Annotated in this window: 12 protein-coding genes; 3 read left to right on the forward strand and 9 right to left on the reverse strand. The window is 68.4% G+C overall.

Annotation, left to right across the window (positions count from 1 at the left end):
- Positions 1-176 precede the first annotated feature (176 nt).
- Both JHN63_RS36090 and JHN63_RS36095 read right to left on the reverse strand, forming a co-directional pair.
- Entirely contained in the window at positions 177-878 is a 702-nt protein-coding gene (locus JHN63_RS36090; RefSeq protein ID WP_200688826.1) for a ribonuclease HII, read from the reverse strand.
- Between the two features lie 82 nt (positions 879-960).
- The gene (locus JHN63_RS36095) at positions 961-1,584 is read right to left on the reverse strand and encodes a TetR/AcrR family transcriptional regulator (protein WP_200688828.1); all 624 of its coding nucleotides are present in this window, start codon (positions 1,582-1,584) and stop codon (positions 961-963) included.
- 187 nt (positions 1,585-1,771) lie between these two features.
- Here JHN63_RS36095 and JHN63_RS36100 point away from each other — a divergent pair, with 187 nt between their 5' ends.
- Positions 1,772-3,319 carry an MFS transporter gene (locus JHN63_RS36100; protein ID WP_200688830.1) on the forward strand — a complete coding sequence of 516 codons (1,548 nt, stop codon included), beginning with the start codon at positions 1,772-1,774 and terminating at the stop codon, positions 3,317-3,319.
- Between the two features lie 210 nt (positions 3,320-3,529).
- On the opposite strand, the gene JHN63_RS36105 is transcribed toward JHN63_RS36100, so the two are convergent.
- The 3 genes from JHN63_RS36105 to JHN63_RS36115 form a co-directional block, all read right to left on the reverse strand.
- Positions 3,530-4,486: an ADP-ribosylglycohydrolase family protein gene (locus tag JHN63_RS36105; protein ID WP_200688832.1), complete on the reverse strand. Its 957-nt coding sequence runs from the start codon at positions 4,484-4,486 to the stop codon at positions 3,530-3,532.
- Entirely contained in the window at positions 4,483-5,157 is a 675-nt protein-coding gene (locus tag JHN63_RS36110; RefSeq protein ID WP_200688834.1) for a histidine phosphatase family protein, read from the reverse strand. The genes JHN63_RS36105 and JHN63_RS36110 overlap by 4 nt, the downstream gene beginning before the upstream one ends.
- Positions 5,158-5,297: 140 nt before the next feature.
- A complete protein-coding gene (locus JHN63_RS36115; RefSeq protein ID WP_200688846.1) occupies positions 5,298-5,903 on the reverse strand; it encodes a YdbC family protein in 606 nt (201 codons plus the stop codon).
- Positions 5,904-6,058: 155 nt separating this feature from the next.
- Here JHN63_RS36115 and JHN63_RS36120 point away from each other — a divergent pair, with 155 nt between their 5' ends.
- Entirely contained in the window at positions 6,059-6,583 is a 525-nt protein-coding gene (locus JHN63_RS36120; protein WP_200688836.1) for a TerD family protein, read from the forward strand.
- Positions 6,584-6,608: 25 nt separating this feature from the next.
- On the opposite strand, the gene JHN63_RS36125 is transcribed toward JHN63_RS36120, so the two are convergent.
- The 3 genes from JHN63_RS36125 to nrdR form a co-directional block, all read right to left on the reverse strand.
- Positions 6,609-7,304, reverse strand: coding sequence for a DUF6215 domain-containing protein (locus tag JHN63_RS36125; RefSeq protein ID WP_200688838.1), 696 nt, complete (start codon positions 7,302-7,304; stop codon positions 6,609-6,611).
- 170 nt (positions 7,305-7,474) lie between these two features.
- A complete protein-coding gene (locus JHN63_RS36130) occupies positions 7,475-10,375 on the reverse strand; it encodes a vitamin B12-dependent ribonucleotide reductase (RefSeq protein ID WP_200688839.1) in 2,901 nt (966 codons plus the stop codon).
- A 164-nt stretch (positions 10,376-10,539) separates the two neighbouring features.
- A complete protein-coding gene (gene nrdR / locus JHN63_RS36135; RefSeq protein WP_200688842.1) occupies positions 10,540-11,091 on the reverse strand; it encodes a transcriptional regulator NrdR in 552 nt (183 codons plus the stop codon).
- 565 nt (positions 11,092-11,656) lie between these two features.
- On the opposite strand from nrdR, the gene lexA reads away from it, so the two are divergent.
- Positions 11,657-12,436: a transcriptional repressor LexA gene (lexA, locus tag JHN63_RS36140; protein ID WP_043677921.1), complete on the forward strand. Its 780-nt coding sequence runs from the start codon at positions 11,657-11,659 to the stop codon at positions 12,434-12,436.
- A gap of 177 nt (positions 12,437-12,613) precedes the next feature.
- On the opposite strand, the gene JHN63_RS36145 is transcribed toward lexA, so the two are convergent.
- Entirely contained in the window at positions 12,614-14,596 is a 1,983-nt protein-coding gene (locus JHN63_RS36145; RefSeq protein ID WP_200688844.1) for an ATP-dependent DNA helicase, read from the reverse strand.
- Between the last annotated feature and the right edge of the window lie 102 nt (positions 14,597-14,698).

A 14,698-nucleotide genomic window follows, 5' to 3' on the forward strand; every position in this document is an offset into this window, starting at 1 on the left:
GGGGCCGGGTACAGGGCGGGGGGTCGGCGCGACGCGGCCGCTGGCCGGAGTGGCGCGGGGACCCTGGGCACTCTCGTGAATCTGAGGCTCCTCGGGAATGAGAGGCATGAGCTGATTTTTATCAAACGCTGGTGCGGCTTGCGGCAGCGGGTGGCACATGAGTGCGAGCGGAACGGTCAGAAGTCGAATCCGAGTTGGCCCTCGATCTTCGGAACGTTTCCCTCCGCCCAACTGCGGGCCTTCTTGAGGTGCCGCCACTGGGGCAGCGCATCAAGATACGCCCACGACAACCGGTGGTACGGGGTGGGGCCCCGCTCCTCCAGTGCGGCCTTGTGCACGGGTGATGGGTACCCGGCGTTGGCCGCGAAAGCGAAGTCTGCATGGTCGAGGCCCAGTTCGGCCATCATTTTGTCGCGCTGAACCTTGGCGATCACCGAAGCGGCCGCGACCGCCACGCACGACTGGTCGCCCTTGATCACCGTACGGACCCGCCAGGGGTCCCCGAGGTAATCGTGCTTCCCGTCGAGGATGACCGCGTCGGGGCGAACGGGCAAGGCCTCCAGGGCACGCACTGCGGCGAGCCGCAGCGCGGCCGTCATCCCCAGGTCGTCGATCTCCTCCGGAGAGGCGTGTCCCAGGGCGTACGCCGTGACCCACTTGCGGAGTTCCTCCGCGAGTTCGGTGCGTCGTCTGACCGCGATGAGTTTGGAGTCGGTGAGGCCTTCGGGGGGTCGGCGCAGTCCGGTGACCGCCGCGCAGACAGTGACGGGGCCGGCCCACGCACCGCGCCCCACCTCGTCGACGCCTGCAATGACCTTGGCCCCGGTCGTGGCGCGGAGTGAGCGCTCGACGGTATGAGTGGGTGCTTCGTACGGCATGGCGCCCTCAGGGTACGCCGCCCGGAACCCCCTGCGACACCCGGGTTTCGCCGGCCCCCTTCCCAGACCGTTCCGAGCCTGTTCACGCGCCGCCCGGCCGGAGCAGCGGAAGCATCAACTGGTCGATCATTTCCTCGATGTCGCGGTCGACCCATTCGCTGCCGCACATCTTCGAGCGGTACATCATCATTGCCGGGATGGCATCGAAGACATAGCTGTTGGACGCGTCGGAGCGAACCTCGCCTCGCTCTATTCCACGGTTGATCGCGTCGCGGAGCATTTTGATCGTCGGCTCCACGACCCCTTCGAAGATCACGCCGTGGAATCGCTCCGCCTGCGCAGTGTCGCATTCGTGAATCACCGCACGGAGGGCGAATCCGGGGCGCGAGAACATCGCGTCGCGCGCCCGCGTGCACAACGCCAGCAGATCCTCGCGCACATTTCCCAGGTCGGGCGGCCCCTCCAGACGCGGCAGTCCGGCCTGCAAGGCGTCCGCGACGAGGTCCTCCTTCGAGGACCAGCGCCGGTAGACCGCCGCTTTGCCCGTCTGGGCACCGGCGGCGACGCCTTCCATCGTGAGGGCGTTCCATCCGACCGTGCTGAGTTGCTCCAGCGCGGCGTCCAGGATCGCGCGTTCGAGCACGGCGCCGCGACGACGGAGGGAGACCGCCTGAGCGGGGGCGGCCGTCCAGCCCGAAGTAACCATCTGAGTGTCTCCAGCGTGCAGTGGAACGGGGAGTTCCGGGGATCGGGGATGCGTCACACGGCAGCGACGGGGGATGCGCCGCTCGAAGGCGAGTTAAGTGAACGCTTGCGTTCACTGTTGGGGACTCACTACCGTTGACGCGGCAGTGAACGCGAGCGTTCACTAACGCACTTAGGGGGGACCCATAGTGACAACCTCTCAGTTGACTCAGGACCCAAAGCCAGGAGCGGCCCGCCGGGAGGGGCATCCCGGTATCGCGCTCGCGGTCATCGCGGCCTGCCAACTCATGGTGGTACTCGACGCGACGATTGTGAACATCGCGCTCCCGCACATTCAAGCCGCGCTCAGCTTCAGCACCACCGACCTCACGTGGGTCGTCAGCGCCTACACCCTCACCTTCGGCGGTCTGCTGCTTCTCGGCGGCCGGGCCGGCGACATCCTCGGCCGGCGCCGGGTGTTCATCACCGGCATCCTGCTCTTCACCTTCGCCTCGCTGCTCGGCGGACTCGCCCAGGAACCATGGCAGTTGCTGGCCGCGCGCGTCCTCCAGGGCGTGGGGGGCGCGATCGCGTCGCCCACCTCGCTGGCGCTCATCACCACCACGTTCCCCGAAGGCCCCGAGCGGAACAGGGCGTTCGGGGTCTTCGCCGCGGTCTCGGCCGGCGGCGGCGCGATCGGTCTGCTCGCGGGCGGCATGCTCACCGAGTGGCTCGACTGGCGCTGGGTGCTCTTCGTCAATGTGCCGATCGGCCTGCTGATCGCCGTGCTCACGCCGCTGTACATCAGCGAGTCCGAACGGCACACCGGCCGGTTCGACATCGCGGGCGCGCTCACCTCGACGGCGGGCATGGCGTCCCTCGTCTACGGCTTCATCCGCGCGGCGGACAAGGGGTGGCGCGACAGCGTGACCATCGGGTCCTTCGGTGCGGCCGTCGTCCTGTTGCTGGCCTTCGTGGTCATCGAGTCCAGGGCCAAGGAACCGATCACCCCACTGAGGATGTTCGCCGACCGCAATCGCTCGGGCACGTACGTGATCATGCTGAGCCTGGCCGCCGCGATGTTCGGCATGTTCTTCTACATCGTGCTCTTCGTGCAGAACGTGCTGGGTTACAGCCCGATCCAGGCGGGGCTCGCCTTCCTGCCGGTGACGGTCGTGATCGCGGCCGGCGCGGGGCTGTCCCAGCAGTTCCTGCCGAGGTTCGGACCACGGCCGTTCATGCTCGTCGGCTCGGCCCTCGCGGTGATCGGGCTTGCCTGGCAGACCCTCATCAGCTCGGACAGTTCGTACGTCGACGGAGTGCTCGGCCCCATGCTGGTGTTCGGCTTCGGCATGGGCCTGAACTTCGTGACGCTGACGATCACCGCGGTGTCCGGTGTCGCCCCGCACGAGGCCGGCGCGGCGTCCGCGCTGCTCAACGCCATGCAGCAGGTGGGCGGTTCGCTCGGTCTGTCCATCCTGACCACGGTGTTCGGCTCGGCCAGCAGGGACGAGGCGAAGAAGCAGCTGCCGAAGTTCCTGACCGGCGGATCGGCAGAGCAGAAGGCCGAGTTCGGCAAGACACACCAGTTGCCCGCGCCATGGGGGCACGAGGTGCTCGCGCACGGCATCTCGACGGCTTTCGTCCCGGCCGCCGCGATGGCCGTACTCGCCCTGGTCACCGCCTGGTTGGTGATCCGGGTCCGCAAGAGCGATCTCGACGCCCTCGCGGGCACGGCGGGCCCGGGGATCGGCTGACCGGCCGGGCCCTGTCAGGACCCGGCCGACCGACAACGACGAAGACCTCATGACCACCCCCTCCAACTGCCGTGTCCTGTCTGCCGTGCGGACTCATGGGTCACACAGCGGCTGCCAGGACAACGGCCGGGCGGTCACAGAGAGTTCCCGACGGACACAGAGAGTTTCAGTCGCGTGCGGGGGCGTTGCCCGGGCAAGGAGTTGGGGGCGTCAGACGGACGCCGGAATCCAGCCCGGCAGCGCCTCCGTCTGCTCCACCCACCCGGCGGGCGGCGTCCCCGCCTTCCCGCCGGCGATCACGCCGCCCACGATGGCGCAGGTGGTGTCCACATCCCCGCCGACCTGAGCGGTGGCCCAGAACGCCCCCTCGTAGTCGCCGAGGCCCCGCGCGGCCGACCAGAGTGCGAAGGGGACCGTGTCATGAGCCGACGTACGGCGTCCGCAGCCCAGAACGGCCGCGACAGTGCCCGGATCGGCGTAGTCGAGCATGTCCCGGGCGCGCCGCAGGCCCGCGCCGACCGCGCTCTTCGGTACGAGTGCGATGACACCGTCGAGGAGCGCCTCGGGGCCGGGCGGGCCGTCGGGTGCCGCGGCCAGTGCGGCGGCCGCGGCGACGGCCATGGCGCCGACCACGGCCTCACGGTGCTGGTGCGTGGGGTAGGCGGAGATCTCCGCCTGGTGGGTGGCCTGCTCGGGGTCGTCCGCGTACCAGGCGCCCAGGGGCGCGATCCGCATGGCCGCGCCATTGCCCCACGATCCCTGTCCGTTGAAGAGCGCGGCGGACAGTTCGCGCCAGTCGCCGCCTTCCCGGACCAGGCGCAACAGCCGGTTGACCGCGGGGCCGTAGCCGCGGTCGAAGTCGTGGTGCTCGGCGAAGGAATGCGCCAGGGCGTCCTGGTCGATGCGTTGATGGGCCGCCAGGACGGCGACCACGGAGCCGGCCATCTCCGTGTCGTCCGTCCACTGCCAGGGAGCCGGGGGCAGTTCGCGGCGCTTGAGCAGCGGGTGGTTCGCGGGCACGAAGAACTGCGAGCCCAGTGCGTCCCCCACAGCCAGCCCCCGAAGGCTGGCCAGGGCTCGGCCCAGGCGCGCGTCGGGAGAGTCGGGAGAATCCGAGGAGTCGAGGTCGGGACAGTCGAGAGAGTCGGGAATGGAGTCAGAGGTCATCGCTCCGCACCGTATCCACTGATCCCGTACGGTTCCGGGTCCCGCCAGCTGTCGAACGGCCGGTCCAGCGCGTACCTGCCGTCGTCCCCCAGAACGAGCATCCGCATCTCGGCGTTCCCCGGATTCGAGAGTGACTCGAACTCCGCGACCGTCCAGTGGAACCAGCGCATGCAGAACAGCCGCATCGCCAGGCCGTGGGTCACCAGGAGCACGTTCGGCGGGTGGTCGGGGGCCTCGAAGCTGCGGTACAGGCTCTCCAGGAAGCCGCCCACCCGGTCGTACACGTCGGCGCCGGACTCGCCCTGGGCGAAGCGGTAGAAGAAGTGCCCGTACGCGTCCCGGTACGCCTTCTGGAGGCGTACGTCGTCCCGGTCCTGCCAGTTCCCCCAGTCCTGTTCGCGCAGCCGGGGTTCCTCGCGTACGCGGACGAGGTCCGGGTCGAGGTGGAAGGCGCGGAAGGTCTCGTGCGTACGGCGGTACGGGGAGACGTACACGCTGATGCGCTCGCGGCCGAAAACCTCCCGCAGCCGCTTGCCGGTCTCCTCCGCCTGCCGCCAACCTTGGTCGGTCAGCGCCAGAGAATGGTCGGGTTCACGCTCGTACACAGTGTCATCAACATTGCCCGTTGACTCGCCGTGCCGGACAAGGACGATGCGCCGTGGTCGTGCCATGCCAAAACCCTAGATCGAGTCACGGCATATCGAGCACTCGTACGGGCTCCATACGGCGTAGGTCACACGAATTCTGCTCGATGGGCCACATAGGGGCGCACGATTCACACACCGGGACGTCGATGGCATCAGTTTGGATCTCAAACCGTCCAGCTCGGTTCCAACTGCACGATGTCCCCCGTGAGGGACACGACGTCCGCCTCGATCTGGGCCCTCAGTGCGAGCCGCTCCACCCGCTCGGTGCGGTACTTGCCGTGCTCGGCGGCCGAGTGCCACATCGACAGCACCATGAACTCGTGTTCCGGAGCCTCGCCGAACAGTCCCCGGAGCATGCCGGGGGAACCCGCCATCGCCGGGTTCCAGACCTTCTCCTGCATCAGCGTGAAGTGCTCGGCGCGCTCCTCGTGGACACGACACAGGGCCACCCGCACCAGGTCGGCATCGGTGAAGCGCGGCTCGAAGCCTGTCTTCACGTCGAAGCGATGGTCGAACAGCTTGACCTGCGCGTCCTTGAAGGTGCCCACCTGGGCCGAGGCCAGTCGGTCATGTGATCGGGCCATGAACGAGTCGTAGAAGGCACGGCTTTCCCAGAACGCGAAAATGTGTGCCACTCCTGGCCGCGCTCTGCTCCAGCCTCCCCCCTGTCCCCGAAATCCCGGCTCCCCCGGAAGCCCCGCCCACTTTCGCTGCCCGCGCTCGAAGCCGCGGCGGTCCACCACGGTGCAGCGAATCCACTTGACCAGCACCGCGCCATCGTAAGGCCACCGAGCGTGGCGCCGGTCACGCTCCGGCGGAGATCGTCGGCGCACACGCCCCCGCGCGCGTGGCACGATGGACAACGAACGCTGATTGCCCAGCAGTTGGGGCACGCGATCAAGGCGAACGGGGAAGGGGAACTGTGGTGAACGGCCTCAGCAAGGGGATCCGCAAGGCCGAAGTCGGGCTCCAGTGGGATCCGAGTCCCACCGGGCAGCCGCCCGTCGATCTGGACATCGTCGCCACCACGTATGTGGCGGGTGATCCGCACGGCACTCCCGCGTATGCGGTGCACTTCGACAGCCGCTCCCCCGACGGCACCATCTACCTCAACCGGGACAGCAAGGACGGCAAGGGCTTCGGCTGGGACGAGGTCATGACGCTGGAGCTGGACCGGCTCGCCGACCGGTACGCGCGCGTGGTGGTCGGCGTCGTCATCCAACAGCGTGCCGCCCACCGTACGTTCGTCAACGTCCTCAACCCGAAGCTGCGCATCCGCGAGGGGTACACCGTCCTCACCGAGCACGACTTCGGTGACGTGCTCGGTGCGACGGCGGCGACGGTCGGGGAGTTCGTCCGGGACGACTCCGGAAGCTGGGACTTCCATCCCGGCATCCGGGGCTTCGAGGACGACCCCGCGACCTTCATCAGGACGATGGGCAAGGCGTAGCAGCCCCACCCATCGGGACGGCGCGTCAGCCGGCGGTCCAGCCCGGGACCGTCGGCAGCACCTCCTCGGCGATGCGGAACAGCGCCTCGTCGTCCGGCGGCACGTCGTCCTGCCGCCAGATGGATATCTCGAAGGAGTCGCCGCCGTCATTCGCGCTCGTGGAGACCAACAGGCTGCGGGCGATACCCCCGGGGCCCGTACTGGCCTTGCCTCCGCCGAGGCTGAAGCTGATCGCGATGGTCCGGTCCGAGTAGAGGACCGCCGGGTGCCCCAGCACACGCTTCACCTGCGAGGTCGAGTCCACATAGCGGGCCGCCTCGGTGATGGGAACGTCGTCGTAGGACGCCGACAGCCGCACCGAATAGGTCTCCAGGTCCACGTCGGCCTCGGGACTGGCGATCTTGGTGCCACCGGCGAGCGTCATCCAGCCCGCGCTGCCCGAGGCGCTCTGCGCGTGTTCGTCCGGAGTGCCCAGCAGCACCGGAAGGTCCGTGCGGTTCAGCGCCGTACAGAGCGCCTTCGGCGAGGCGTACCCCGCCGGCAGGGTCTTGTCCGTGCTCGCCGAGCAGGTCGCCGGTTTGCCGGGCTGTGACGTCGTCTTCGGCAGGACCGCCCCGAGTCCCCACATGCCGCCCACGACACCCCCGACCACCACCACTGCCGCGACCGCCTGGGCCCCCGCCCTCATGCCTCTTTCGGGCTCGACGGAATCGTCGCTCATGCCCCCACCCTCCCCTGTGCGCACGCTATGCGCGCTGAGGGAGATTAACCGCTGATCGTTCCCCTGGGAAACCGGATTCGCCCCGGGCGGGGAAACGCCGAGGGCGGTGGATCCGGAACTCCGAATCCACCGCCCTGAGCGGCTAGTTCACTTCAAGGGGACGCCCTGGCTCAGCTGCAGCCGCTGGTCGACCCGCACCCCTCGCAGATGTAGCAGGAACCGGCCCGCTGCATCTTCGTACCGCAGGAGAAGCAGAGCGGGGCGTCGGCCTGAATACCCAGCTGCATCTCCACCAGCTCGGCGCTGGTGTGCACCTGCTGCGTGGCGGGCTTGGCCGCCTCGACCACGGCTACGGCCTTCGGCGTGGCCACGGCCTTCAACTCCTGGGCGCGCGGCGCCGACTGGGCCAGGCCCTCCACGTCGACCTCGTCGTCCGTCGGCTCGTACGAGCCGGTGTCCAGGTGACGCTGGCGCTCCTCGGCGGAGTGGATGCCGAGCGCGGAGCGCGTCTCGAAGGGCAGGAAGTCGAGCGCCAGGCGACGGAAGATGTAGTCGACGATCGACTGCGCCATCCGCACGTCCGGGTCGTCCGTCATGCCGGCCGGCTCGAAGCGCATGTTCGTGAACTTCGAGACGTACGTCTCGAGAGGCACGCCGTACTGCAGGCCTACGGAGACGGCGATCGAGAAGGCGTCCATCATGCCCGCGAGGGTCGAGCCCTGCTTCGACATCTTCAGGAAGACCTCGCCGAGACCGTCGTCCGGGTAGGAGTTGGCGGTCATGTAGCCCTCGGCGCCGCCGACGGTGAAGGAGGTCGTGATGCCCGGGCGGCCCTTGGGGAGGCGCTTGCGGACGGGGCGGTACTCGACGACCTTCTCGACCGCGGTGCGGATGGTCTCCTCGGCCTTGGCGGTGACCTCGACCTTCTCCTTCTCCTTGGTCTTCGCGGAGAGGGGCTGGCCGACCTTGCAGTTGTCGCGGTAGATCGCGAGCGCCTTGACGCCAAGCTTCCACGCCTCGAAGTAGACCTCTTCGACGTCCTCGACGGTCGCCGTCTCCGGCAGGTTGACCGTCTTGGAGAGCGCGCCGGAGATCCAGGGCTGGATGGCGGCCATCATGCGGACGTGGCCCATCGCGGAGATGGAACGCTCGCCCATGGCGCAGTCGAACACCTCGTAGTGCTCGGTCTTGAGGCCCGGGGCGTCGATCACGTTGCCGTTCTCGGCGATGTGGGCGACGACCGCCTCGATCTGCTCCTCCTGGTAGCCCAGGCGGCGCAGGGCCTGCGGGACGGTGCCGTTGACGATCTGCATCGAGCCGCCGCCGACCAGCTTCTTGAACTTGACCAGGGCGAGGTCGGGCTCAAGTCCGGTGGTGTCGCAGGACATCGCGAGACCGATGGTGCCGGTCGGGGCGATGACGGACGCCTGCGAGTTACGGAAACCGTTCTTCTCACCGAGGTGCAGCACGTCCTGCCAGGACTCCGTGGCCGCGGCCCAGATGGGCGTGTCCAGGTCGTCCGCGCGCGGGGCCACGGCGTTGGCGTCGGCGTGCTGCTTCATGACACGCAGGTGCGGCTGCTCGTTGCGGGCGTAGCCGTCGTACGGGCCGACGACCGCGGCGAGTTCGGCGGAACGCTTGTACGACGTGCCGGTCATCAGGGAGGTGATGGCACCCGCGAGGGCACGGCCGCCGTCGGAGTCGTAGGCGTGGCCGGTCGCCATCAGCAGGGCGCCGAGGTTGGCGTAGCCGATGCCGAGCTGGCGGAACGCGCGTGTGTTCTCGCCGATCTTCTGCGTCGGGAAGTCCGCGAAGCAGATGGAGATGTCCATCGCGGTGATGACGAGCTCGACGACCTTGGCGAAGCGCTCGACCTCGAAGGACTGGTGGCCCTTGCCGTCGTCCTTCAGGAACTTCATCAGGTTCAGCGAGGCGAGGTTGCAGGACGTGTTGTCCAGGTGCATGTACTCGCTGCACGGGTTCGAGCCGTTGATACGGCCGGACTCCGGGCACGTGTGCCACTGGTTGATGGTGTCGTCGTACTGGATGCCCGGGTCGGCGCAGGCCCAGGCGGCCTCGGCCATCTTGCGGAAGAGCTCCTTGGCGTCGACCTCCTCGATGACCTCGCCGGTCATGCGGGACGTCAGGCCGAACTTGTCGCCGTTCTCCACTGCCTTCATGAACGTGTCGTTCACGCGGACCGAGTTGTTGGCGTTCTGGTACTGCACCGACGTGATGTCGTCGCCGCCCAGGTCCATGTCGAAGCCCGCGTCGCGAAGGGCGCGGATCTTCTCTTCTTCCTTGACCTTGGTCTGGATGAAGTCCTCGATGTCGGGGTGGTCGACATCCAGGATGACCATCTTGGCCGCGCGGCGGGTGGCGCCACCGGACTTGATGGTGCCCGCGGAGGCGTCGGCGCCGCGCATGAAGGAGACCGGACCCGAGGCGTTGCCACCGGAGGAGAGCAGCTCCTTGGAGGAACGGATGCGGGACAGGTTCAGGCCGGCGCCGGAACCGCCCTTGAAGATCATGCCCTCTTCCTTGTACCAGTCGAGGATGGACTCCATGGAGTCGTCGACGGCCAGGATGAAGCAGGCCGAGACCTGCTGGGGCTGCGGGGTGCCCACGTTGAACCACACGGGGCTGTTGAAGCTGAAGACCTGGTGCAGGAGGGCGTACGCCAGCTCGTGCTCGAAGATCTCGGCGTCGGCGGGCGAGGCGAAGTACTTGTGGTCCTCACCGGCCTTCCGATACGTCTTCACGATGCGGTCGATGAGCTGCTTGAGGCTCACCTCGCGCTGCGGGGTGCCCACGGCACCGCGGAAGTACTTGCTGGTGACGATGTTGACCGCGTTCACCGCCCATTCGGCGGGGAACTCGACGCCACGCTGCTCGAAATTGACCGAGCCGTCGCGCCAGTTGGTCATGACGACGTCACGACGCTCCCACTCCACCTCGTCGTACGGATGCACGCCGGGGGTGGTGTGAATACGCTCGATGCGCAGTCCCTTGGTGGCCTTGGTGCCCTTCGCGCGGGAACCTCGTGCCGGACCGCTCGCCGTCTCTGTCATGCCGCCTCCCTCTACAGGCGAAAACGCCTGAAAATGCCACGATGTTCCCGTGGCAGAGTGTTTGTCTGATGCCGCGGACGCCCACCGCTCATGGCCCCGCAACAAGTCCTGGTTCGCCGCCGCCCGGCCGGACCCGGGGTCTCCGCCCGGTTCCGGCCCGTCGGTCAGTCGGCGGAGTGGGCGGGCACGGGGACCTGAACAGCCCCTCCGGTCCCGCCGTCGTCTTCCTGGCTCCCCGATGCCGCGTCTTCGTCGTCCGCGGCGGGGCCGGGGGGCACTTCGCGCAACTCCACGATCGCGGCCTCGAAGTCCTCAAGGGAGTTGAACGCCCTGTAGACGGAGGCGAATCGCAGATAGGCGACGAGGTCGAGCTCCTGCAACGGGCCGAGTATGGCCAACCCGACGTCATGGGTGGTCAGTTCGGCGCTTCCAGTGGCCCGCACCGCCTCTTCGACCCGCTGGCCGAGCTGGGCGAGTGCGTCCTCGGTGACAGGCCGTCCCTGGCATGCCTTGCGCACACCGTTGATGACCTTCGTACGGCTGAAAGGCTCGGTGACTCCGGACCGCTTGACCACCATGAGCGAGCACGTCTCCACGGTCGTGAAACGACGGGAGCAGTCAGGGCACTGGCGGCGCCGGCGGATCGACGTGCCGTCGTCGGTCGTACGGCTGTCGACGACACGGCTGTCGGGGTGCCTGCAGAAGGGGCAGTGCATGGTCTCCAACCCTCCCTCACAGCAGACTCAATGGCCTCGTGAGACCTCTTGGGCCTCTCGAAGCAGCCCCCAGCATAGGCGATGGCCGGGGCTCTGGAGACCCGGGGGACCACAACTTCTGGGCTGCTGTCGCAATCCAACCACTAGATGTGGTGATTGGCTCACACAAACACGCCGCACGCGCGTGTCGCAGCCGTATTGGCATGTGCCATACGACCGTCCCGTCGCCCCGAACACGCGGGCGCACAGCCGTACCGCCAGGCCACTTACGGAGATAGCGTGAGCGCGGCACGGAGGAGGCGTGGGGCTCCCGCACAGAACGGGACCGGCCCCCGACCGCCGGGACACCGGGTGGCAGACTGAGGCGACAACCCACGAGGTCACCGCCTTGGCGGCGAAGAGTACAACAATGAACTCTTTTGTCCGCCAGGTGCCACGTTGGCCATACACCCAGACGCATGATCGCGACAGGCCATCCGCGTTTTTTCACTCGAACGTGTGTTTGGCGCAACCTTTCGAAAGCAACTACCGTTGTCCAGCAGGGAGACCATCGAGAGGGGCCGACGTGACCACCACCGCAGACAGTGCCACCATCACTGCCCAGGATCGCTCCCAGGGCCGACTCGAGCCGGTGCATGCAATGAACGAAGCCGCGAATCCCGAGGGACACAAGCGTTCCCTGCCGGGCCGACCTCCCGGCATCCGGGCGGACAGCTCGGGGCTCACGGACCGGCAGCGCCGGGTGATCGAGGTCATCAGGGACTCGGTGCAGCGGCGGGGCTACCCGCCGTCGATGCGCGAGATCGGCCAGGCCGTGGGCCTGTCCAGCACGTCCTCGGTCGCACACCAACTGATGGCACTGGAGCGCAAGGGCTTCCTGCGCCGCGACCCGCACCGCCCGCGCGCGTACGAGGTCCGCGGCAGCGACCAGTCCTCGTCGGCGCAGCCCACGGACACCGCGGGCAAGCCCGCCGCGTCGTACGTCCCACTGGTGGGCCGGATCGCCGCCGGTGGCCCGATCCTCGCCGAGGAGTCGGTCGAGGACGTCTTCCCCCTCCCCCGCCAACTGGTCGGTGACGGTGAGCTGTTCGTCCTCAAGGTCGTCGGTGACTCGATGATCGAGGCCGCGATCTGCGACGGCGACTGGGTGACCGTGCGCCGCCAGCCGGTCGCCGAGAACGGCGACATCGTGGCCGCCATGCTCGAGGGCGAGGCCACCGTCAAGCGCTTCAAGCGCGAGGACGGCCACGTCTGGCTCCTCCCGCACAACTCGGCCTACGAGCCGATCCCCGGTGACGACGCGACGATCCTCGGCAAGGTGGTGGCAGTGCTGCGGCGCGTCTGACGGCGGCCGCGGCGGGCGGGCCACATCGGCCCGGCCTCCCTGACCGGACCCCGGGACCCCTGCGCCGGTTCCGGGGTCCTGTGCTGTCCAGGCCTCTGTGGCGGCCGGTCGTCGATCCGGTGTTGGGCGTCGATCCGGTGTTGGCCCGGAGCGCCCGGGCCAACACCGCCGCCCGCATCACTCCGATTCGGCTTCCTCCTGCTTCGCCTTCGCGTCGATCGCGGCCAGCGACCTCCGGGCCTGGTTACGGTCCGTGGTGTACCAGAAGTCGGGCAGTGACGCCTTGAGATAACTGCCGTAGCGGGCGGTGGCCAGCCGTTGGTCGAGTACGGCGACCACGCCGCGGTCTCCCGACGCGCGGACGAGGCGACCGGCTCCCTGGGCCATCAGGAGCGCCGCGTGCGTGGCGGCCACCGCCATGAAGCCGTTGCCCCCGGCGTCCTCCACCGCCTTCTGGCGGGCGCTCATCAGCGGGTCGTCCGGCCGCGGGAACGGAATCTTGTCCATCACGACCAACTGGCAACTGGCTCCGGGGACATCGACGCCCTGCCAGAGCGACAGCGTGCCGAAGAGACAGGTCTTCGGGTCGGCCGCGAAGTTCTTGATCAGCTCGCCGAGCGTCTCCTCGCCCTGGAGCAGGATCGGGTACTCGGGGATACGGGAACGCAGCTCCTCGGCGGCGAGCTGGGCGCCCCGCATCGAGGAGAAGAGGCCGAGGGTGCGACCGCCGGCCGCCTCAATCAGCTCCGTCAACTCGTCCAGCATGTCGGCACGGTCGCCGTCCCGCGCGGGGCGCGCGAGGTGCTTGGCGACGTACAGGATGCCCTGTTTCGGGTAGTCGAAGGGCGAGCCGACGTCGACGCCCTTCCACTGCGGCAGATCGTCGCCCGCGGTGCCCTCGGGGGCGAGACCCAGGGAGGCTCCTACGCCGTTGAAGTCGCCGCCGAGCTTCAGTGTCGCGGACGTCAGGGTCACCGAGCGGTCCGCGAAAAGCTTCTCCCTCAGGAGACCCGACACGGACATGGGGGCGACACGCAGGGAGGCGCCGAAGCGGTCGTGCCGTTCGTACCAGACGACGTCCCATTCGGAGCCGTTGGTGATCCGCTCCGCCACATCGTGCACGCTCTCCACTGAGGCCAAAGCCTGCTTGCGGACCGCGTCCTCGTCCTGCACGGACTTGTCGCGGGTGGCGCCGATCGCGGAGATCACCGTACGGCAGGCGTCGCGCAGCGCCATGAGGGCGTAACCGAGGTCCTCCGGGACCTCCTCCAGGCGGCCCGGCAGGGCGAGCTCCATCAGCCGCTCGAAGCCCTCGGCGGCGGTCTGGAGCTGGTCGGCGGCCTTCTCGTTCGCCAGCTTCGCGGCCCGGCGCACCGCGCGGTTGACCTGGCCGGGAGTGAGCTCGCCGGTGGCCACTCCGGTGACCCGCGAGACCAGTTCATGGGCCTCGTCGACGATCAGGACCTCGTGCTTCGGGAGGACGGGGGCGCCTTCGATGGCGTCGATCGCGAGCAGCGCGTGGTTCGTGACGACGACGTCGGCGAGCTTGGCCCGCTCGCGGGCCGCCTCTGCGAAGCACTCCGCTCCGTAGGCGCACTTCTGGGCGCCCAGGCACTCACGGGAGGACACCGAGACCTGCGCCCACGCACGGTCGGAGACTCCGGGTGTGAGGTCGTCGCGATCGCCGTTCTCGGTCTCGTCCGTCCAGTCGCGCAGCCGCAACAGGTCCTGCCCCAGCTTGCTGGTGGGGGCTGCCGCCTCGAACTGATCGAAGAGGCCCTCCTCCTCGTCCTGCGGCATGCCCTCGTGGAGTCGGTGCAGACACAGGTAGTTCGACCTGCCCTTGAGCATCGCGAACTGGGGGCGGCGGCGCAGGAGTGGATGCAGTGCGTCGACCGTGCGCGGCAGGTCGCGCTCCGCCAGCTGGCGCTGGAGCGCGAGCGTGGCGGTCGCTACGACCACCCGCTCACCGTGCGCGAGCGCGGGCACGAGGTAGCCGAGCGACTTTCCGGTACCGGTGCCGGCCTGGACCAGCAGATGGGAACCGTCGTCGATCGCCTCCGCGACGGCTTCGGCCATGGTCACCTGGCCGGGGCGCTCCGAACCGCCGACGGCAGTGACGGCAGCATGCAGGAGTTCGGGGAGTGAGGGCTTCGTCATAGCCCGACCACCCTACGGGGCGGGACTGACAACCGGGTGATCAAGGCTGAGAGAGGGGGTGGATCAAGACCGGGGGCTTTTGGGTGGGGACGGTTTTTGTTC

The sequence above is a fragment of the Streptomyces sp. MBT65 genome (assembly GCF_016612545.1).
In the GTDB taxonomy this organism is placed as follows: Bacteria; Actinomycetota; Actinomycetes; order Streptomycetales; family Streptomycetaceae; genus Streptomyces.

Excerpts from the sequence above, each read along its gene's own strand:
- JHN63_RS36090 (WP_200688826.1), bottom strand. The coding sequence starts at position 878 with ATGCCGTACGAAGCACCCACTCATACCGTCGAGCGCTCACTCCGCGCC.
- JHN63_RS36095 (WP_200688828.1), bottom strand. The coding sequence starts at position 1,584 with ATGGTTACTTCGGGCTGGACGGCCGCCCCCGCTCAGGCGGTCTCCCTC.
- JHN63_RS36105 (WP_200688832.1), bottom strand. The coding sequence starts at position 4,486 with ATGACCTCTGACTCCATTCCCGACTCTCTCGACTGTCCCGACCTCGAC.
- JHN63_RS36110 (WP_200688834.1), bottom strand. The coding sequence starts at position 5,157 with ATGGCACGACCACGGCGCATCGTCCTTGTCCGGCACGGCGAGTCAACG.
- JHN63_RS36125 (WP_200688838.1), bottom strand. The coding sequence starts at position 7,304 with ATGAGCGACGATTCCGTCGAGCCCGAAAGAGGCATGAGGGCGGGGGCC.
- JHN63_RS36130 (WP_200688839.1), bottom strand. The coding sequence starts at position 10,375 with ATGACAGAGACGGCGAGCGGTCCGGCACGAGGTTCCCGCGCGAAGGGC.
- nrdR (WP_200688842.1), bottom strand. The coding sequence starts at position 11,091 with ATGCACTGCCCCTTCTGCAGGCACCCCGACAGCCGTGTCGTCGACAGC.
- JHN63_RS36145 (WP_200688844.1), bottom strand. The coding sequence starts at position 14,596 with ATGACGAAGCCCTCACTCCCCGAACTCCTGCATGCTGCCGTCACTGCC.